This window comes from Spiroplasma endosymbiont of Cantharis rufa (genome assembly GCF_964019665.1).
Classification (GTDB): domain Bacteria; phylum Bacillota_I; class Bacilli_A; order Mycoplasmatales; family Mycoplasmataceae; genus Spiroplasma_A.
The window spans coordinates 890684-912746 of record NZ_OZ026459.1; the positions used below are offsets into that span (position 1 = coordinate 890684).

18 protein-coding genes and 1 pseudogene are annotated in these 22063 nt (G+C 24.1%); 3 read left to right on the top strand and 16 right to left on the bottom strand.

Annotated elements, in window-relative coordinates; all coding sequences use genetic code 4:
• Window positions 1-5 precede the first annotated feature (5 nt).
• From AACL15_RS03845 to AACL15_RS03855, 3 genes are all read right to left on the bottom strand, one after another.
• Window positions 6-743, bottom strand: a complete 738-nt coding sequence (locus AACL15_RS03845) for a class I SAM-dependent methyltransferase (RefSeq protein WP_339033621.1) — start codon at window positions 741-743, stop codon at window positions 6-8.
• A gap of 79 nt (window positions 744-822) precedes the next feature.
• Window positions 823-1617, bottom strand: coding sequence for an HAD-IIB family hydrolase (locus AACL15_RS03850; protein WP_339033623.1), 795 nt, complete (start codon window positions 1615-1617; stop codon window positions 823-825).
• A 141-nt stretch (window positions 1618-1758) separates the two neighbouring features.
• Window positions 1759-2004: a hypothetical protein gene (locus AACL15_RS03855; RefSeq protein WP_339033625.1), complete on the bottom strand. Its 246-nt coding sequence runs from the start codon at window positions 2002-2004 to the stop codon at window positions 1759-1761.
• Between the two features lie 97 nt (window positions 2005-2101).
• Between AACL15_RS03855 and AACL15_RS03860 the strand changes: the two genes are divergently transcribed.
• Window positions 2102-2410, top strand: a complete 309-nt coding sequence (locus AACL15_RS03860) for a helix-turn-helix domain-containing protein (protein ID WP_339033627.1) — start codon at window positions 2102-2104, stop codon at window positions 2408-2410.
• A gap of 198 nt (window positions 2411-2608) precedes the next feature.
• Here AACL15_RS03860 and mtnN read toward each other — a convergent pair whose 3' ends face one another.
• The 8 genes from mtnN to AACL15_RS03900 all read right to left on the bottom strand — a co-directional run bounded on the left by mtnN (window position 2609) and on the right by AACL15_RS03900 (window position 12323).
• Complete coding sequence (gene mtnN, locus AACL15_RS03865) at window positions 2609-3265, bottom strand: 5'-methylthioadenosine/S-adenosylhomocysteine nucleosidase (RefSeq protein ID WP_339033629.1); 657 nt, start codon at window positions 3263-3265, stop codon at window positions 2609-2611.
• Entirely contained in the window at window positions 3265-4365 is a 1101-nt protein-coding gene (locus tag AACL15_RS03870) for a nicotinate-nucleotide adenylyltransferase (protein WP_339033631.1), read from the bottom strand. The genes mtnN and AACL15_RS03870 overlap by 1 nt, the downstream gene beginning before the upstream one ends.
• 4 nt (window positions 4366-4369) lie before the next feature.
• Window positions 4370-5227 (bottom strand): HAD family hydrolase, encoded by an 858-nt coding sequence (locus tag AACL15_RS03875; protein ID WP_339033633.1) that lies wholly within the window; start codon window positions 5225-5227, stop codon window positions 4370-4372.
• A gap of 70 nt (window positions 5228-5297) precedes the next feature.
• Window positions 5298-7019, bottom strand: coding sequence for a hypothetical protein (locus AACL15_RS03880; protein ID WP_339033635.1), 1722 nt, complete (start codon window positions 7017-7019; stop codon window positions 5298-5300).
• A gap of 645 nt (window positions 7020-7664) precedes the next feature.
• Complete coding sequence (locus AACL15_RS03885; protein WP_339033637.1) at window positions 7665-7907, bottom strand: hypothetical protein; 243 nt, start codon at window positions 7905-7907, stop codon at window positions 7665-7667.
• Window positions 7908-8320: 413 nt separating this feature from the next.
• Complete coding sequence (locus tag AACL15_RS03890; protein ID WP_339033639.1) at window positions 8321-9109, bottom strand: hypothetical protein; 789 nt, start codon at window positions 9107-9109, stop codon at window positions 8321-8323.
• A 169-nt stretch (window positions 9110-9278) separates the two neighbouring features.
• Window positions 9279-11552 (bottom strand): hypothetical protein, encoded by a 2274-nt coding sequence (locus AACL15_RS03895; RefSeq protein WP_339033641.1) that lies wholly within the window; start codon window positions 11550-11552, stop codon window positions 9279-9281.
• Window positions 11553-11591: 39 nt separating this feature from the next.
• Complete coding sequence (locus tag AACL15_RS03900; RefSeq protein WP_339033643.1) at window positions 11592-12323, bottom strand: hypothetical protein; 732 nt, start codon at window positions 12321-12323, stop codon at window positions 11592-11594.
• A 154-nt stretch (window positions 12324-12477) separates the two neighbouring features.
• Here AACL15_RS03900 and AACL15_RS05495 point away from each other — a divergent pair.
• Window positions 12478-12768, top strand: a pseudogene (locus AACL15_RS05495) (ISNCY family transposase); the annotation flags it as partial.
• 525 nt (window positions 12769-13293) lie between these two features.
• Here the strand turns inward: AACL15_RS05495 and AACL15_RS03905 are convergent.
• Entirely contained in the window at window positions 13294-15105 is a 1812-nt protein-coding gene (locus AACL15_RS03905) for a lipoprotein (protein ID WP_339033645.1), read from the bottom strand.
• Between the two features lie 1213 nt (window positions 15106-16318).
• Here AACL15_RS03905 and ispH point away from each other — a divergent pair.
• Window positions 16319-17203: a 4-hydroxy-3-methylbut-2-enyl diphosphate reductase gene (gene ispH, locus AACL15_RS03910; protein WP_339033647.1), complete on the top strand. Its 885-nt coding sequence runs from the start codon at window positions 16319-16321 to the stop codon at window positions 17201-17203.
• 20 nt (window positions 17204-17223) lie between these two features.
• On the opposite strand, the gene AACL15_RS03915 is transcribed toward ispH, so the two are convergent.
• From AACL15_RS03915 to dnaG, 4 genes are read right to left on the bottom strand one after another with little or no spacing between them, the layout of a single operon-like run.
• Window positions 17224-18018 (bottom strand): Nif3-like dinuclear metal center hexameric protein, encoded by a 795-nt coding sequence (locus tag AACL15_RS03915; RefSeq protein ID WP_339033649.1) that lies wholly within the window; start codon window positions 18016-18018, stop codon window positions 17224-17226.
• Window positions 18011-18706: a class I SAM-dependent methyltransferase gene (locus AACL15_RS03920; RefSeq protein ID WP_339033650.1), complete on the bottom strand. Its 696-nt coding sequence runs from the start codon at window positions 18704-18706 to the stop codon at window positions 18011-18013. Before AACL15_RS03920 ends, AACL15_RS03915 begins: the two co-directional genes overlap by 8 nt.
• 4 nt (window positions 18707-18710) lie before the next feature.
• Window positions 18711-20105, bottom strand: a complete 1395-nt coding sequence (locus AACL15_RS03925) for a sigma-70 family RNA polymerase sigma factor (protein ID WP_339033652.1) — start codon at window positions 20103-20105, stop codon at window positions 18711-18713.
• Window positions 20105-22057, bottom strand: a complete 1953-nt coding sequence (dnaG, locus tag AACL15_RS03930; RefSeq protein ID WP_339033654.1) for a DNA primase — start codon at window positions 22055-22057, stop codon at window positions 20105-20107. Before dnaG ends, AACL15_RS03925 begins: the two co-directional genes overlap by 1 nt.
• Between the last annotated feature and the right edge of the window lie 6 nt (window positions 22058-22063).

Sequence of the window (22063 nt, forward strand, 5' to 3'; positions counted from 1 at the left end):
TTTCTTTAAACTTTCTTAAAAATAAATGTAATTGTTTTAACATTTAAGTTTCTTTTATTACCATAGTTTATAATAAAAACTCCATCATTAAAACCAATATTTGCTAATATATTACAAAATTCTTCACATCCATATCAAGATAATTTGAATTCTTGGCTTTCTTGTAATTGTTCATTAATATAATAATCAATTTGATTAATGCTATATTGTTCGATTCAATTAATTTCCTTACTTAAATTTTTTACAACTATTGTTTGATCATCAATATAGTGACTATATTGATGATTACTTCCCGCTTTAAACTCAATTGGCAGGATTAGGTCAATAATAATGGTCCCTTGTGGTTTTAAAGAATCATAGAAGTTCTTTAAAACTTTTGTAGCTTTAATTCTTGTTTCAAGTAAATTGAAAGTTGCATTAGGAACTATAATATAGTCATAAGCTTCAAATTCTCTATATTCTTCTAAATCTTGACAAATTAAGTTACCTGTTAAATTTTCTTTTTCTAAATTTTTTTGACAAATATTGATCATTTCTTGTGACTTATCAATACCAACAATATCAACTTTATATTTTAAAAGCGGAATGAATAATCTGCCATTACCTACTCCTGCTTCTAATACCTTTCCTTGAATAGGTAAAAGTTGAGACTTATAAAATTCTAAATCTCCATCAATGCTTGTTCCTGGAGGTTTGGTAAAGTCATATATTAAACTACTAATTTGTTTATAATGATTTGCCATTTTATACCTCTTATCTCTTTAATTATATTTTAAAATTATCTAATTAGAAAGAAAAAACCAACATTAATGTTGATTTAATCTACTTAATATATTTACCAATTTCACTAACTGAGCTAATTTTAGTTTTACCAGCACTTAACGCTAATGGTGTAGCTGATTTTATTACAAATGAGTTTTCAAAACTTTTTAGCATTTCAAAATCATTGTCACCATCACCACTGACAACAATATCATTACTGTCAATTTTATACTTATCTTGTAAGTATTTGATCCCTAAATGTTTAGAAACATCTTCATGCATTATTTCTAATACAAATGGCGCTGTTTTAACTATTTTAATACCCTCTACATTTTTAAATAAGTCAGTTATTAAATCAAAATCTAGAACATGTGCATATAATGAAATATTGTTTAATTTTTCATTTTGTAAAATTTCTTCCATAAAATCTTGAAATCGATCTTCTACATTAAATCAATGTGGAAGTACTAATGTTTCTTTAAATCTTGGAATTACTTCCTCAATCCCAGATATTATATTAGTATTTTTTGTATCTGAAATTTTAATACCACAAAACTTGTGCAGTTTTTTAAGATTTTCTAATATTTGCTTTCTTTCATTCATTGGAATTGACAGTTCATAAATAGACTCACTATTTTTAAACATTGCAGCTCCATTATTAGTTATTCGATATTCTACATCAAAGCCCTTTTCTTTGATTATTTCATCCAACTCTAAAAAACCCCTACCTGTAGCAATTACAAATTTATTTGATTTTGTTCACTGCTTAACAAAATTCTCATCTTCAAGAGAAATATTATGATTATTTTCTTTTAACGTAAGAGTTCCATCAAAGTCACTAATTCATCACTTCATTCTTTTATCATTCCTTTCTCTATTATTTTAAGACATTTTAATAAAAAATAAACCATAATTTAACTTTTTTAATGAGTTAGAACCTGGTTTATTTATGCAAAATTACTGTCGATAAGTAATTGTTTATTTAAAGTTTTATAACTATCTTCAAAGATAAACTAAAGTATCTGCAGGTTTTTGACAACCACAAGTTCCACAATTTTCTTTTGTTTCTTTGAACTGTATTTTTGCAAATCCATCATTCATTTCACCTTTACTTAATGCTTGTGTTAATAATTCACCTTTTTGTAAAGCTGCTAAAACTGTTTTTCCTTGTTTTAATTGATTATCAATTTCACCAAAATCACCGTTAGTAATTTCAACTAAATTATTTAAGTCTAATGCCATTTTTTTTCACCTCCCTTATTTGTTATAATAACTATTATTAAATAACAATGTAAGTAGGTACTTTAAAGTAACTTACTTTAAAAAGGAGTAATTAAAAATGCAAGTATGTCCTGTTGAATTTAGCTTATCTATTCTAAAAAATAAGTGAACTATTTTTATTATTAGAGAATTGTTAACAACTGAAAAAAGATTTAATGAATTAAAGAGAAAAATTAATGGTGTAACTACTAAAGTTTTAACTGAAACTTTAAAGCATTTGGAAAAAATGCAAATAATTAGTCGTGAGGTTGAAGAAGCAATTCCATTAAAAGTTACCTACTCTCTAACTGATTTAGGTCTAAGTTTAAAACCAATATTAGATTCACTTTCTGAATGAGGCGTAAAAAATTTAAGTGATAGTAAATAAAGCATTAAAAAAACCTAAAAATCTTTAGGTTTTTTTAATCTTTTTATTAACCGTGATTTGTGTCAGTTGAACACATTTGACAGTTAGCACAGTTATCATCAAATTCACATTTACATTTACAATCTTTGCAATCTTTTGTACATTCCATGAATACTCACTTCCTTCCAAGTAAATTATAATCTATATCTAGAATAATATTTATTTCTTTATAATATTTAAAAGTAATTGACTAAGTTTTAAACTACCTTTTTCTAAAATATCTTTAAATTGTAACTCGTTGCTACCATTATCAATATGATCACTTATTAATTTTAAAGCTATTATTGGTTTTTTAAATAGATATGCTGCTTGATAAAAACCAAAGCATTCCATATCAAAAATCACTATAGAATTGCTAATTGGAGCAATAATTTCATCCACTTTTTCTTGTGAGTTAATAAAAACATGACTTGAACAAATATCTACTTGTTGAAAAGCTTCAAACAAACTTAAAAGCTTATCATTTGAACAATAATATTGCTCCATTCCTGGAATTTGACCTAATTTATAACCAAATCCCCTAGCATCAGCATTACCTAAATATGATTTTTTTACTACAATTGGTTCCAATGACTTTAATTTTTTAGAAAATGTACCTACTAAACCTGCATTAATAAAGTAGTCAATTGTAAATTTTTGATTAATATAAGTAAAACAACTTGCTGCATTAATCAATCCAATTTTAGATATTGCTATGTAAATATTATCTTTTTGATAAATTTCAAAGTGCTCATCTTCTACTAATTTTGGTGAAAGTTGTTCAATTAAACTTTTAGCTTCTTCTTTCATTGCAAACAAAATAGCATAGGTTTTCATTATTTATTCTCCCTAACTCAAAAATTATAAGCTTCAGTTAAATTTCTTCCAATTGAATCTTTGGAATGTTTCTTAACAGCTACTTCATATTGGTTTTTAAGCAATTGCTTAAAACCAGTTAATAAATCAGATTTTACTAAGGCTCTCAAATTATCAACTCCAGGATAATCTCTTTCTGATGAAATCTTATCTGCACAAAAAACTATCATATCAAGCATAGTCATATCCTTTGAACCTACAGTATGATTGTAGACTGCTTGAATAATTTCTTGATCTTTAAATAACCAATCATTTTTTAAGTGATAAGCTCCGACAAACGAATGTCATGTTGGTTCTGGTTCTTCTAATAAGGCCTTATTATACTTTAAAAGAGAGGCTTTCATCTCATCTTTACTTCACCTTTTTGCTATATCGTGAAGCGTTCCAGCAATCAAAGCTTTATTTAAGTCATAATTGTTCAAGCGTGCTAATTCCATAGCCATTTGACCTACATTAAGTGAATGAAAATACCTCTTTTCATCCATTTTACTTTCAACTCTTTCATATAAATACATTAAATTGTTGTTAACATAATCATTAACTTCTTTAATTTGTAAGTTCAAATCAACAAGATTTCTAATTTTTGTTGAACTTAGATAATTATTTTCAAATTCAAAAGTTTCTAAATTATACTTCTTAACAATAATTTGATTAAAGTCTTTTGTTCGTAAAAAGACTTTAAAGTCTATTTCTTCAATTAATTGCTTAAAGTTATCTCATTTTTCAAAGTCATCTAATTGATCTGAGCCCATTACAAAGGAAAACTTCATTTTAGGAAATTTTGCTTTGTAATATTTAACTGTATCATATGTAAAACTTGAAGTTTGCTTTGAAATTTCATAAGTTTTAATTTTTACATAATTTAAATTTTGAGTTGCTATTTTTAGCATTTCCAATCTTTGAGTAACACTTGAAGTTGAAAGTTTTTTAAAAGGATTAACATAAGCTGGCATTATTCAAACTTCATCAAAGTTCAAGCTTTTTTTACAGCTCTTGATTATATTTATATGATCACTGTGAACTGGATCAAAACTTCCCCCAAATAATGCAATTCTTTTCATCTTATTATCCTTTACTAATTAATTTCTTTAGAAATTTACCCACACCATTATTTTCAATTCTATCAATTACTTTTCAAGCCCTCTTTTTAACTTTATCATGGGCATTTCCCACAGCAATTCCAAAGGGCATTTCACTAATCATTTCTAAATCATTGTTGTTATCTCCAATAACAATTATTTCTTTTAAATCCACTTTCATTATTTCAGCTCATTTTTTAACACCTGTGGCTTTATTTATCCCTTTTGGCATTGCATCAATTAAAATCCTTGTTTGAATGATAGTTGTTGGATAATACAAATTTTTTGACTCTAAATAATCTTTTAGTTTATTAGCAACTTGTGTTTCTTTTTCATAATCAAGTGAATACATTACTCTAATAATTTTATGAATATCATTGTTAATATCTTCAAGTAGTTGATTATAATCTTCATATAAAATAAAGTCAGGTTGGCAATCTTTTGGATAGTGACCATAAAGTTTTTTATAGGTTTTTATTCTTTCTGCAATTGTTAATGAACAAACACTAGTTGGTGTATATAAAGATACATCTAAATCATTTTCTATAGCATATTTTAATAAATCAATTACAATTTCTTTTTTCATAACTTGTTCATAATAAACTTCTCAAGATATTGGATCTACTATCACAGCCCCATTAGAGCAAATAACTGGCAGTTTTATATTTAATTGTTTGATATAATATTTCATATTTTGTAAAGATCTTCCAGTTACTAAAAAAAGACTATTATTTGATAAGTTCTGGTATTCATTTATGTTTTTAACTGTGCTTTGCAATATTTTAAAGTCACTATTTTGAACAATAGTTCCATCCAAGTCACTTCCAATATAAGGTAATTTCATAATATTATATCCTCCAAACTTATTTTACAATATTGAACAAAAATAATCACTTTGTTAGTGTTAAAATAAGTTATTTTTTATAAATATAACTATTTGTAAAATGTTCCATTCCAGAAATTGAACTGACATAAACATTTACTCCATTTACTTCAACTTTAGGAATAGCATTTAAAATGTCATTGACAAATAAAATACCCTCTACTTCAACAGTTTTTTCATTACTAAATTTAAGTTCTAATTTTTTTAATTGTTTCTTTATTTTCTTCAATTCTTTTAAAACAAAATTTAGAGGTTCTGAAAATATATTTGCAACATAATTTGAATTTTCAGAAAAAGTATCAATTGTTCTTTTTTCATTTAATCAATCAATATTTTCTGGAGGAAAGAAATTTACTAATATAACAAATATTTTGTTTAATCAAGGATCATAAATAATACTATTGGCAATATTATTATTTTGTTCTTTATCGTCACTTGGTTTAAAAATCTGAAGTTCATTTGTATTAAATACTTTAATATTATTAAATCTTCTTTCAATTTTCTTTAATTGTTGATTTAATGTTAAATAATAATCTTTTTTCAACATTAAAAAAAGTTTGTTTGAAATATTGCTATCAAAGAAATGATATCTCTTTTGCATGTGTTTTGCCATTCACAAAAACTCTGGATAAGTTATAAAAATTTTAGTTTTATTTTGATTTAAAAAAGATAGTATTGGTTTCTTATAAATTAAACTATAATATTCATCAATATTTTTATTATTAAACTCACCTGAATTTTTATTAAAAACTAAGTAACTACTTGCTATCTCTATTTGCTCAGCTGAGTAATTTTTAGAACCAGCATTTGAACTTTCCTCTACCATATTTGCTTGAATATTGCCAAGAGAATAAAAGTTTCTTTTTAGAAACATATTTTTTATTAAATCTACTAAGTTAAAATATTCTTCAAAATTAAGATTTTCTAAAAAATCTGCACTCTTATAATACTTTTTAATTTGATTATTAATTACATTATCATATGCTTCAATAGATCATGCTTTAAAGTCATTAATAATATTTTTTCTTATTTCAGTTTCATCGGGATATTCTCCTTGATCAAAGATATATTCATAATTTAAAGGAGCTAAAGCATTTCCTGTTATCTTTGGAAAAAACGACTTTATTTCACTTGCATTATTTTTATATGTACTCAAATCACAAGAATTTTTAACATGAGTATAAAGTCAAAGATATAAAAAAATATCTTTATATCTTTTCATTGAATAAACATTATTTTTAATATACTCGTCCATTCTTGATAAAATACTTAAATTTTCAACACAATCATCTGTAAAAAATAAACCTCAAGCTGTAAGTGTTTCATAAAAACCTTTTAAACTATTTTTATAATTTTTAAAACTGAAACTACTATGAGAATTATTTTCTTCTTGATATAAAAATTCACTTGAAGTACTCAATTCAATATATTCTTGAGAAATTAATCTAGCTGCTAAAAAAATAGCACTAATTACTAATGCCTTTGAAAGTTTTTTTTCTTGTTCTGTTTTATTTTCAACAAAACTATTATCTTTTTTATTGAAAGAATTATTTACATAAAAATTAAATCTTTCAATAATTTGATTTTCCATCATATTTCTTAAATTTTTCATATTTTTTTCATATTTTTTCAATACATCAAAAGCACTTTCTAAATCATTACTATTAATATCAAAATACTCAAAAAAATTTAATTTCTCTTCAAAATCACAAAAATTATTATTGCCTGCTATTTTATTAAAATGTTTTTTCATATATTTCCTCATTAAAACATATTTTTATTATACCTTTTTTTAAGTTATTTTCCATCGCTATATCTAGTGCTTATAACAAAAGTTAGTATCATTTGTATATAAGAATAACTATATTCACTTTATCTTTTGATATATTCTATTTTTAATACTAATTTTTTCTCTATGTAACATTGATAATCATACATAAATATTATTTTTATAAAATATTTTCAAAAAAATAATTAAATAAAGTAGTTAAACAAAAGTATCACTTTCGGTTTTAAGTTTGTTGATAAAAAATATTTATTTAATTTTTAAGTATTCACTTTTCCAAATATTGATTATTTATAAAAAAACATTTTTAGTTTTTTTATTCATTAAACTACTATCCGATTTATTTAGAGTAAAATTATTCTCCTATTCAATTTTTTAGATTTAGTTGTAACTCTCTATTTCAACCAACTAAAACCCCTTTGGAAAATGCAAATTTAATTGTTTTAGAATAATTACAATTATATGTTGGATCATCTTGACTTCTAAAAAACTATTTTAAAAAAATTTCTGAATTTAAAAGATCACAATTCAACTTTATATTAATTCTCTTTTAAAAAGATTAAACTGTTTTATAAGCACTTAAGTATTTTTTTAACTATAAAATAACCAATATTAAATTTTTTGATATTGGTTTAATAAACATTCTTCACAAACTTGTTTTATTCTATTTAATTGATTGATTACAATATAATTTGAATCATTATTACATTGATTACATTTAGAGTTATTATTTGTCAATTTAGCCCCTAATGTACTTATAATACAATCTTTACAAATAAAAATTAAGTTATTTACTTGATTAATTTTTTTGTAAGAAGCTGTTTTTTTACAATTTTCACATATATATCTTTGCATTTCTTTCACTTCAATTCTAGATATAAACATTATATTTAAAAAATATAGAATTTATATTTATATTTTTAAATTTTAAAAAGAAAATTTTCTTTAAATTTTTTCAAAAAAAATTGATTTTTATAGTTTTTTTTGATATATTTAATTATGTCCTTTGGACAGGGCTATGATTGTTAAATTTTGATAATACAAATTTGTCAATAATTTGTAAAAACTCATTCTTTAATTCAATATAACATCCTTTCTTTCGATTAGGTCACTTGTTTTCATAGCCTTTTATGTGACCTTTCATTACTCATTCATATCTTTTTAATTATTAGCAAATCAATAATATGCGAAAGCATGATTAATAATAATATATAAAAAAAGCACTTCCCTAAAGTGCTTTTTTTTATTTTATTAATATCTTATAAATTTTATTTTGCTTTTTTTGAAGCTTTTTTTTGTTCTTTTTTAAGTTTCTTTAATTCTTTTTTAGACAATATTTCATCTACATTTTCTCTATTCAAGTAAACTTTTTCTGCTTCTTCTATCTCAGTTTGTGAATTATTTCCATCTTGCAATTCTTCATCGTCTTCATTATCTTCTTCATCATCTTCAACTTCTTCATCATCTTCATCTTCATCTTCAACTTCGTCGTCTTCATCGTCTTCATCGTCTTCATCTTCATCTTCATCAAGAATTTGAGGTTGAGGTTGAGGTTGAGGTTGAGGTTGAGGTTGAGGAATAAATTCTTGTCTTACTTCTACTTTTTCAATTACTTCATCATCATCGTCGTTATCATCAGAGTTTACAATAATTGATTTTAAAATTTCATTTTCGTTTAAAATTGCTGTTTTCTCTTCAATAACTGAATTGATTTTACTATTAAGTTCTCTTAATTTATTTTGCAACATTTTATTTTGTTCACTCATATTTTTAACAACCATCATTGTTTCATCAGGTTTATTATGATTTTCTTGACATTTTCCATGAGAGCAGCAATCATAAGTTCTTTTTATACGAGTATTATTTTTAGCAACAGGTACATTTTGAGGTACTGGGTTAGAGAATTTATTTATATTATTTGGAAAACCAAAATTGATAGTATTTGCTGCTTGAATAAAATTTGTTGCATCCTCTAATTTAATGAATTTAGCAACTAATAAATTAGAGAGAGTATTAATTACACAATAATTTCCGTCAATATAATTTATAATATACATTTTTTTAACCCCCATTTTTTTAAAAAATTCTATATATCTATTATAACATAATATTACTTCTTATTTAAAGTTATATATTATAAACAATAATACAATTAATTACTAGTATTATTCCATTATTTTTTAAATTAAATACTAATTAATTTCTTACTTTTACTACTACTTTTAACTATAAAGAAGGATTATAATCTGGATTTTTGGGATTGTTTGAAACATATTTTTGTCAATATTCTATTAATTTACTTTTATATTGATTTGGAATTGCAACTAGTGAATTAAAACTTCAATATATTCTATCTTTATCAGTCCACCAATTATTTATATCACTTATATCTTGATCATATCTTTTTCCATAAATATTTGTTTTTCCTGCATAAATGTTTAATTCCAATTTATTTGTTCAAATAGACTCTACTCCTGAGTTATAAATATCTTCTCTATTAGTATTGCTACTATTATACTTTTGATCAGTAACAATAAGAGGCACTTCATTTTCTTTAATCAGTTCTGCAAAAGCGATATCATCATCAGCTTTAGCAAAATCACCTGGTGCTTTATTTCAATAATCAAGTGAGATGTTTTCCTCATGAATTCCTATTGCATTGTTCTTATCATATGAAAATAAAGACTTTATTTTTTCATTTGCCTTACTATTTATTAACGCCATTAAATGATAAATTCTTCATGAATCTGCTGTTACATTTTCAATTGAAGCTTCTGGATCTAATTTAATAGCTTCATTTAATTTTTCTAGCATTTTTGCTTCTATTTGTTCATCAGTTGGATTTGCAATAGATTCATCAAAGTCAAAAATATCATAAGTTATCCCTACATTTTCATCATATTTTTTTAGTAATTGAGCACTATCATTTGAATTTTTGGAATTATCAAATCTATGACTTAAGAATATATTTCTAAAACCTTTATCTGCAATATATTCATCTTTATTTCTTTGATCATCAGGAGAATATCATTGATCTTCTCCCCCACTAATTGGTGTTGAATTACCTCAATATTGAACTTTAAATTTGTATTGATCATTAAAACCAAAATCTAAATAATCAGTGATTAATGTTAGAGGCTTTTGCTGACTACTTTGATCTTCAACTTTAAACAAAGTTGCATTTACTTCTCCCTTATAAAACGCTTTTTGATATGAATTAGGATTATTTTGATCTCTTGAGTTCTCAATTACTAATTTTAGAGTTTCTTTAAAATCCTTTTTATTAACTGTTTTAAATCTACAATCTTCAATTTGAATTGTGTTTAACATATTAACTAATTTTTCAATATTTTGTGAATCAGAATTTGTATTATAAGATAGTAACATTTGCTCACATAATTTTTTAAGTTTATTTATCATTGATTTAACTATAATTAAAGACTCTGCTTGCTCTGCTTCATCAACAAATAATGGTTTTCCTTCTTTATCTCTTAAATTTTCTCTATCAATTGAATTAGTCATTAAAATAATATATATTTGATTTTTTATAATATTATTAATTTCTTCAACAGCTAAGCCCTCTCCCAAATAAATTGGGTTATTCAAAAGATAATTATTTAAACTTTCTTCAATTTCTTTTTTACTTGCTTGTAAAACTTTATTTACAAAATCTAATAAAATTATTTTATTATTCACAAAATCAGTTGCACTAGGTGAATAATTAAAAAACCCAATTGGAATTGTTCCAATATCATCACTTAAAATATCTTTTAAGTCAATTAATTTAGAAGAATTAGCATATCCTTGATAAATTACACCTAACTCAGGATTATTGGGATTTAAAAAACTATCTTGAGCATTGGCAGTATTACCACCATATACTACATTCCTATTTGAAAAATCACCATTAACTGTTCCAAAAGCATCTGCGACAAGTTTTCTATTTATATTAATTCTTGCATATTTAGCAGGTTCAACACCATTTCAACCAGTTTTATCTTCATTTAAGAATGTCACAGATAAAGACCATTTTGAATCATCTTCTTCTTTTCCTTTGTACATTCATCCACTAACATTATTAAATAATGACAAATCCTCTCTTGCCATTAAATCTTTTATTGATCATTGCGATTGTCAAGTTAATTTATTTGAAATTCATCCATATCCAGGAACTTTTGAAGATATTTCATTTAATAATTGATTTGACATAATAAAAACACCCAAACTGCTTTTTATTAAGTTTCCATTAGGATTTTCATTAACAATTTCACTCAAATCTAGTGCTTTGATAACAGCGTCAATATCTTCAGAAGATACTAAAGTTTTTATTTTAACACCATTTTTAACTAAATCTTTAGTTGTCAAGTTATAAATAGACATAATTTTTTCTTCATCAGTGTAATTTAAACTAAGGTCAAGACCACCCTTGCAAGCAACAACGCTTGCAGATGAAAATACAGCCAAACTTAATGAACCCAAAATTGAACACAACTTTTTCATAACTTAACTTCCTTTCAATTTTATTTTATTATACTCTTCTTATTCTTGTTTTTTCTTCTTGTTTGCTTTTGCTTCTAATTTTTGAAGTTTTAATTCACGTTTCATTTCTTTTCTTGAATACCTTCAATTATTAAAAATATCAATAAGTTTTTGAAATTGTTTACCAACTCAACAGAGCATCATTCATATTACTCAAAAAATTATAATTGTTGCAAATAAGCAACCAACACCATAATATAAAATTCCACTTATTGCACCTATTCTTTCACCAACATTGTCACTAAAAGTATTTTGCACAGCTATAAAGGCTTGATGAGGAAGAATTCCCCCTCCACCAAGATAAGTTAAAAGTCCTGGAATTATTAAAAAAACCAATGCTATTGCTGAAAAATGAATAAAAGTTGATCAATATAAATATTTACTTTTTGGAACATCAATAAATTTATCACTCAATTTTTCTTGAATTAATCAATTTGTAAATGTAAAATATAAAAATGGAATAATTGGAATAATTGGAATATAGCCAATTATTGTTGCTGCAAAAATAAAACCTTGACTTGAATTAGGTTCATGTCTTGACTCCCCAAGCAATGAATGTAATCCCTTAAATCAATAATGAAATCCTCCATTTGCATGTGGAACAGCATATGAAAGTGATAACATAAAAATTTGAAAAACTAACAAAATCGTAATTGTTAATATCATTCAAAACATTTTATATAGTCTTTTATATGGCTTTAATTTTATTAAAAACTCACTAATTTTTTTCATATTTTTACTCCATAATATTATTTTAAAGGAAAATCTCTATTTTAATTTAAGAAAAAGAAAAAATTGATTTCTCTTTTATGAGTAATAAGCGATTATGTCCCTACATATTAACAAGCGACTTTGTCCTCCTTTATAATCAATAAATGGAGGTTTTATGAAAGGATTACTATTGAATACCATGAAACAAGAATACTAAGATTAATTAAGGAATTTTCTTTAAGAAAAGACTCTATTAAAAAATACAACCTATAAATTAGGCTATAGTATTAGACACACAAGACGAAAGCTTAAAGGATTTCAAGAGATTGGAGCAAAATATTTTATTCATAAAATTACCAATAAAATACCTATAAATAAAATTTAACAATTATTTAAAGATGAAATAATTGAATTATTTCAAACTAAATATTATGAGTTTAGTATTAAACATTATTGAGAACTAAATTAAAAAATAATAATAAATCACTCTGCAATTAGACAAATATTAATGGAATAAATTATATCAATTGAATCTTACTTTAGCCCAATAATAAAAGTGATAATTATGGAAGAAAGAGATAAAAAAATTATATATTAATTTGAAGTGCTATTTACAATCTAGTTCAACTAAAAATGAATGTTTGCAAGAAATCTTAAAGAATTATATAAAATTGGAGTTTAAACTATTAAAATATCCAAAATTAATTTTTATTATTATGAAAAATACAAAAGCTATTCGTTATATGAATCTTGTTTTTTGCAACATAATTGCTTATTATTTAAATTTTAAAATATGCTTTTAGATTTTTTAGAAATTTAAAAATAAATATTGGCTTTAAATATAATATAAAAAACAGTTTGCAATATCTCCAAACTGTTAAACATAAGTTATCATATTTTCCTTTTAAAAAAAATATATACCTGATATATTACTTTCAAACTTAAATTTAAAAGTAATATATTTATTTATAATCAAAAATATAAATATTTTTTATGAAAATACAATAAAATCCTTTTGATATGAATCTCTTACTCCATCAATTATTTGATCTAAATCAAAGTGTAAATTTAGGTAACCTAAATTTCAATACATTATTTTTTCGTTCTCATAATTAGCTTTCGAATCTACCTTCAAAACTATTCCTCTTTCAGGATTATATTCTTTATAGTATCTGCTTATAGGAGTACTTACTGGAACATCTAAAAACTCATAATATTTTCTAAAATCAAATAAATATATTGAATCTAATGGTAAGTTTGAGTTTTTTAATAGTTCTTCTCTATATAAGGATAAATTATTCTTGTATAATGACATAAATAGATTAAATGGCGTTGATGAAGTTGTGTTTGCAAATTGAATGTCCTTTGTAAAATCAGACTTTTTAATAGCCATTAGTATATCATTTTGTGAATTATTATCTAAATAATTATAATCGTAATCCACACCATAAACTTTATGAAATGCCTTAATTGAATTTATAGAAAACTCATTCATATCATTCAAGATTTCATCCGAAGATTGATTTAAATCAATTATATAATTAATAGCAATTTTAAAATCAGGTAAATAATGAACATATTTATCCTCAGGAAAATTAATTGAAGGCCCAGTTAAATTAACATAACCCATTGAAAACGAACTATTGTATTCCTCAGTTTTTTCAATTGCTTGTAAATCCACATTTAATTTTTTAATAAACTCTTCTTTTAATATTTTATAATCCTTTTTTCAAATAGCAAGATTCCCTTCAGTAAAGTAATTATTTCTTAATATAAAATCTGTCGGATTAATATCAGGATTTTTTCTAAAAATACTTTCTAGCATTAATTGACCCGTCTCAGTTTTATAATTAAACTTAATTGCGTCCTCATCATTAAATGCTTTTGGTTTGTTAATAGATTTAAATAAAGATGTTTTATTTAAATCTGAACCTTTATAAAAATTATCTTCTTTAAAAAATAGAGGTAATGTAGGTAATTCACTAAAATAATTAGTTTTAATAAAACTGCTAATAGAGTCCGTAAAACCATTTTCTTTTGCAGTATTATTTCAGTAATTGTCCATTTCTTTTTCAATATCTCCATATCCATCTAACTCACTTTTTGAACCATTGATATCATTTCAAAGTAAATTTGAGTATTTTTTAGAATCCGAATCTTGTCCTAAAAAATAATCCTTTGTAATATTTTCATAAAATTTATCAGATGATTTCTTTAAGGTCTCTTCATTTGTTAGCGTATATCTAACTGAATCGCTCATTGATATAACTTCAAATTCCTTTTCACCCTTATATTGAACTTCTATTTTGTAATCTAATAAAACATTAGCTAAATATAATTTATCATTTTCATTTGTATTAATATCCAAAGTATCTCAATCAAAAACAATCCCCTTATATAAGGTATTTACATCACTTAAAAGAATATTATACTTATTAACAAGTTTTAATTCATTTAATTTAGATTCCAATTGGTTAAGCTCTAATATTTTACTCATATCATCAACTAAAGGAACTAAGTTTTTTTCTCCTATTTCACTTGCAGATTTACCTTTAAATGTTTTAATAGTTGTTCTATTTAAAAACTTGTACTCATTTTCGTCCATAGTTAAACCTATTAGATTTTTATAAACATTGTTTTCTAAATGCTCCAAAAAAACTTCATTAATATGTTCTTCAAGGTCCTTAATTAATTTGTTATAATCTGTTATTTCTGGTTTTGTTGTGTTACCACAAGCAACTACAGTAGCACTTGAGGTTACAATTAGGCTTAATCCACCTAATAAGCTAAGTAATTTTTTCATGTTTTCTCCTTAATTATTTATAACTATAATTTTTATATTATTCTATTTAAAAACAAAATATATCTTATAGAAATAGTAATTAAAATTATAAAATATTTTTAAAATTTTTGTATGATAAAAGTTTTATTATATTCAGTTTTTCTTTTTAAATTAAATAACTAGAAAAATACCTTTAGAATTTTAATAAATTTAAGTAATTAAATTCCTAAATGCAATATTATCATGCCTCAATTATTTTCATCGAATTTTATTTTTAATAAAATATAATCTTTGTTTCTGTTTACAATACTATTTTCTTCTCCTTTATTTTTTAATAAATATTTTTACAATTACAAAATCAAAGATATTTAAGAGCATTAATATAACCTTCTAGAAAAGATATTATTTTTAATTTATAAATACTATTAAAAATAAAAAAACAGTAATTTTACAACTGATAAACTTAAACTACTTTTTTCTTTCATTATAGTTTTTATATTTCTCATATATATAAATTTTGTTTCTCCAGTTAGGATTGAATAACCCTATTTTCAAAAACTTTAATACACATTCTTTATTTATTAGATCTTTAATAAATAAAATTTCTTTTAAACCTACTGTTCATTTTCAATTCTGATCATTCTTGTAAATTTTTGAAATTGCTTCATATATATCTTCAATAGTTGGTAATTTTTCTACTTTTTAAATTATAAAAACATTTTTCAAAGTAAATTTAATCTGTGATGTAGTATCAAAACAAGAAATGGTACTAAAAATATGCTTCTAAATAAACTTAACAACTTTTTTATATACTTTTTCTTTTTGTATAACTTACGCTAAAAAATATAACACTTTAAAATTTTTTATTAAAAACTATTATTCTTTATTATTAAAGTTATGATAACAACCTATTATCTTTCTATAAATTAAGAATTAATTTATCCTCTTTATAAAAGTCAATTAAGTTTTATAAAAACTTCTATTTAGAACTATAAAATTTCGGAGATTTAATTGATAATATTTTCCCTAAATTAAAATATAATTCCAGATACACAAGAAAAGTATAAAGGAAATTAAACTAAAATTAAATTTATAATTTACAACAAAACAAAATTAATAAACTAATGATATTTTAAGTAAATAATGAGTTAAATTTTGAGAATAAAAAACAAAAGTAAGACTTTCCTACTTTTACTATTAAATAAATAGTAAAATAATAAAAGTGAGGTATTTAATGAAAGTCTTAAAAGTAACACCACGTGGTTTTTGTCTTGGAGTTGTAATTTCTATAAAAATGGCAAAAGATACAGTAAAAGCATATCCAGATAAAAAAATATATATGATTGGCCTTTTAGTGCACAATAAAATAATAGTAAATGAACTAGAAGAGCTTGGAATAATAGCTATTGATGATTGAAAAAAATCTCGTTTAGATATTATAAAAACTATTCCCAAAGGAAGTGTTGTTATTTTTTCAGCTCATGGAACTGACTTAAAAGTTTTAAAGGTAGCCGAAGAGCAGGGATTAATTGTTGTAGATACTAAATGTGAATGAGTCTTAGAAACAGAGAATATAATAAAAAAATACTTAAATCTTGGTTTTGATATCGTATTTATTGGTAAACATTCTCACCCTGAAACAATAGCTTTGACAAGTTTAGATAATGAAAAAATTCATTTAGTAACAGATACGCAAGAAGTTGAAAACTTAAAAATATCTAATAAAGATATTTTTATAACAAATCAAACTACATTGTCAATAATTGATACTGATCTAATCTATAACAAAATAAAAGAAAAATATGAAAATGCCATTTTTAAAAATGATATTTGTGAAGCAACTCTTGTAAGACAACAAGCAATACTTGATTTAAATCCAAAAGAAGTTGATCTATTATATGTTGTTGGAGATGAAAGAAGTAATAATACAATGAAATTAGTAGAGTTGTCATCAAATAAAGGTATAAAAGCAATAAGAATAAATCGTAAAGAGGATATTGAAATTAAGGACTTAGAAAATATTAATACTGTCGCGGTCACTGCAGGAGCTTCTACATCAAGTATTATTCAAAATCAAGTTATAAAATATCTTGAAGAAATAAAAAACGAAATTAAGTAATTTCGTTTTTTCAATATTTTTTATAAAATGATAAAAGTGTTTTTAATATCAAAAGCACTTATTTTAACTTCATCATTAAATGTTTTTAATAATTTATTTTCTAAATCATCAATAAAATGATTTTCCATATAATGACCTAGAGTTAATAAGTCCATTTTATTTTGATCAGCATAAAGCCATTCATTTCACTTTGCCTCTCCAGTTACAAAAAACTCATTTTGCAACTGTAAATCCATCATAGTTGATGCCCCAGAACCTGGTGTTAGAAAAATATAATCAATTTCTTTTTCTAAATTTGAATTTCTAGTTAGAAGTGCTTGCTGCTTTCCAAAAATGAATTTTAGTTTTTCAATTATCTCTTTTAAACTTAACGAGCTTAGTAATTTAATTTTATAACCCTCATTAAATACTCCCACCTTTTCAACATTTTTTACATTTAATTGTGTTTCAATTAAATCAATAATATTTTGCTTATCACTATTATCGTAATTAGTATGTATAGAAAATAATTGAATTTCATTTTTTATACATAATTCATAAATTTCTTTTTTTGCTAAATTTTTTAATTCTGTTTCCAGATCAAAAAATAAAAATGGATGTCTACTAATAATAAAATTTGATTTGTTTGTAATTGCAAACTCCACTACTTCCTTTGTTACATCAAGGCAAATAACTATATGTTCTATCTCATCTTGACTTTCCAAGTTATATACCTCTTCCAATTGTAATCCAACCTTATCTCATTCAGATGCATTTTTTTGTGGAAATACATCATTTAAATAGTTAATTAAAGCATTTGCTTTTATTTTATTCATTAATTAAATTTCTCCTTCTTAGAAGTTTATTTATAATTTTTTTCTTTTTTGCAATCTCTTTATATTTCATATCTTTTTTAGGTACATGTTGTAATAAATTTAAAAGTTTTTGTTCTTCATCTAATCATTTTTGTAAAAATAATTTATTATTTTTTTTACGTCTTAATAAAGGTCCAAATATAATATCCTTTTTATTTTTTATTTTTGTTCCAGCAAATTTATTAATTTTTATTATTTCATAAATAATCTTATTGTCTTCAACAATGATTTCATTTTCTATAAAATATTTAAATTTTTTGGCTCAACTTCTAATTGGTTCTAAATTAGTATTAGGTGCAATAACATAAGAATAAATATTTTCATTATCTTGTTCTAATATATCTAAAATTGATGTAGAGCCAATCCCCGCAATAATACAAGAATCAAGTTTTATGTTTTTAGAAATTGTTCACTCAATTCCATCTGCAAGAATTGTTTCAACTTTATCCGTAACTCCAAATGAAGCAATATTGTTTTTTGCTACAGTAAGTGGTTTTTTTGCAACATCCGTTGCATATATTTTTTTTGCCTTACCATCTTTGGCAAGATAAATTGGAAGATATGCATGATCAGTTCCAATATCAGCTACAACTTCTCCATCTGTGATTAACTTTGCTAGTGAAAATAATCTTGGTGTAAGAAAACTCATTCTATTATCCTTTAAAGAAATCTCTTAAAACTCTTGCCTTGGGATTTGATGCAGACGGCTTAAATTTTCTAATTGTTTTTGCTTCAATTTGTCTAATTCTTTCTCTAGTAACTTTTAATTCTTTTCCTACTTCTTCTAAAGTTTTTGGTGAATCAAATTTTGAAAGATGTAATTGGATAATAGCACTTTTGTATTTTTGAATTCTTTCAATTGATGTATCATAGTGAATATCTAAATTAGCAATTTCTTGCTTTAAATCTTCAAAACTATCATCATCACATTCTTCTGCTAATCTAACTAATGTTCTTAGCTTAGTTGGCAATATTCCAAATCTCATTCTTACAACTTTTTCCTCTCTTGGTGCAAGAATATCACAAAATACTTCGTCAATTACTTCTCTTAAAGCTTCTTTTTCAGCATATTCATCTGGTGAAGAAATATCTTTATCTTCAACAAAGTCTCCAAAGTGAGTATCATCTTCATCTCCGAATGGTTTTTCTAAACTAACTGGCTCAATCGATAATTTTTTAATTTCTATAACTTTTTGTGGAGTAATTCCTTTACCAAAAGTTTTTGCAATTTCTTTTGAAGTTGGATCTCTTCCTAATTCTTGAGTTAATTGTCTTTCAATTCTTGTAAGTTTATTAATTGTTTCTACCATGTGAACTGGAATACGAATTGTTCTTGCTTGGTCAGCAATAGCTCTTGTTATTGCTTGACGAATTCATCAAGTTGCATAAGTTGAAAATTTAAATCCTTTTTTATAGTCAAATTTATCAACTGCTTTCATTAATCCAATATTTCCTTCTTCAATTAGGTCAGCAAAATCAAGTCCTCTATTTAAATGTTTTCTAGCAACAGAAATAACTAATTTAAGGTTTGAAGTAATTAATTTATCTCTACCTTCTTTAGCAATTATTGGGTCACTATCTTCTAACATTTTTGCATATTCAACTTCTTCATCTTTTGTTAAAATTTTTGAAGATCCTATTTGATTAAAGTATGATTTAATGATATCTTGAATTTTTGTTTCATTGCTAATTCCCCCAACACGATATTTAACAGGAGCATTATTTTCATTTGCTTTTTTTAGATCTTTTCTTTCTTTATCTCTTTTTCTAAACTCACCTTCAAGTTCATCAGCATCATCTTCTTCGTCTTCTTCATCTTCATCTTCATCTAGTTCTTCTTCAATAAGCTCATCTGTAAATACTACTTCTCTTTTTGCTAATTCATCAAAAAGTGTACTAATTTCTTCTTCTTCTATATCTTGAAATTTTTTAAAAATAACTTCTTGAATTTCCTCTTGTGCAATCTCGTTGTCATTTTTATCTAAATAAGTTCAAAGATAGTCCTTAAATTCTTCCATTGTTTCAAATTTTTTTAAGTTTAGCGCCATTATATTTTTCTCCTTTTTTCATATATTTTATTTCTAAGTTTTAATAATTCTTCTCTATGTTCTGCATAATTAATTTTTAATTCATCATCTTGAGTTGAATTAATTTTTTCACTATAAAGCATTATTTCATCTTCAATTTTATAAAGTTCTATTGCATCAAAACAATCTTCTAAACCCTTGGGTGATAAAGTTTTTTGCAAAGCTGTGAAATGTCTATTTTTAATTTCAAAAATATATTCACAATAGTTCTTATTTAGTTTTTTTATTTCATTTGCTATTTGTTCTCAATTATGACCAACATAGCCATTTTTTTTATATTGTTCAATTATAAAGTTTATTGTTCTTTTAACATTAATATTTTCAATATTATTTATTTTTCTATCCAAATCATCAAGTAAAGAATCATTATCTAAAATATTTCAAACAATTGCAGCCTCTGCAAAATTTTTAGAATGATTTTTTTTATATTGCTGAAGATTGGATTGTACTATTTTATCCTTTTTAATAGTTTCATAACCATATTCAGGAATTTCAAATTGACTATTTTCATCATTTACAAAAGTATTTAGCATTCTGTTGATATAATCTTGCCCCTCGTTAAAGTCAACCATATTATTTTCTTGATAATTTGCATCTATTTTTTTTGAAATACTAGATTTTACTTTACTTATTGCTTTGTTTAAAGTTTTAAATATAGTACTTTTTTCAAGTCTTGTAATATCTGCTAAATTCGCAACAACTGATTCAACAATGTTTTCTTTACTTTCGTATTTCAGAACTGTGATAACTTTTTCAATAAAATCATTAACCTTTAAAGAGTTTTGTATATCTAAATCTTTTGAAAAAAATCTAGTAGCAAAGTTTGCAGGATGGGAACTATTTTCAATCATTTGATTAATTAAATTTTTTTCTCCATCTTTCACTAATTCATCTGGATCTTTACCAGTATTATTTTCCACAATTGTTACATCAATATTTTTTTCAAGTAAAAACTGAGAAATTTTTAATGCTGCGTTGACTCCTGCTTTATCTCCATCAAGAAATAATTTATATCTTTTAGCTACTCTTGAAAATAATTTTAAGTGATAATCACTCATTGTTGTTCCCATAATAGCAACTGAGTTTTTTATATCAATGGCTTCCAAACTTATAACATCCATGAAGCCTTCCAAAATAATTATTTCATTTTTAATTCTAGCCTCTTTTTTTGCCTTATCAAAATTATAAGCCAATTGAGATTTTTTAAAAATTAAATTCTCACTGCTATTTTTATATTTAGGAGAATGATTTGAATTAATTACTCTTCCAGAAAAACCAATAATATTTGAGTCTTCATCAGTTATTGGAAAAATTAATCTATTTTCAAAAGTACAATTATAATCTACTCCGCTTTTATAAACTATTGCTGAGTCAAAAATATTTTCTTGTGAAAAACCAAGTTTAATTAAATAATCATAAACTTTTACATTTTTTGGACAAAAACCTATTTTAAATCTTTCAATTTCTTGCTCACTAATTTGTCTTTCTTTTAAATAATCTCTAGCCTTAATTGAAAGTGAAGAAATTAATAAACCATTGAAGAAGTTTGCAGCAGCTTTATTTATTTCAAATAAAGTACTCTCTTTTGAATTATGTTTTACTTTATTTTCAAATTCCTTTAAACCATCAATTTTAATATTTAAATCTTTTGCTATTAAGGAAAGTGCCTTAAAAAAAGTTATATTATTAAATTCTTGTACAAATGTAATAACATTTCCACCAGTTCCACATACAAAGCACTTAAAAATTTTTTTATCTGGGGATACATTCATGGATGGATCTGAATCATCATGAAATGGACAAATTGATACATAGTTTCTTCCCTTTTTTTGAAGGTCAATATATTTGCCAATAACATCCACAATATTAGCTTTTAATAAAACTGAATCAATTTGATTCTGTGATATTGCCAAATTTAT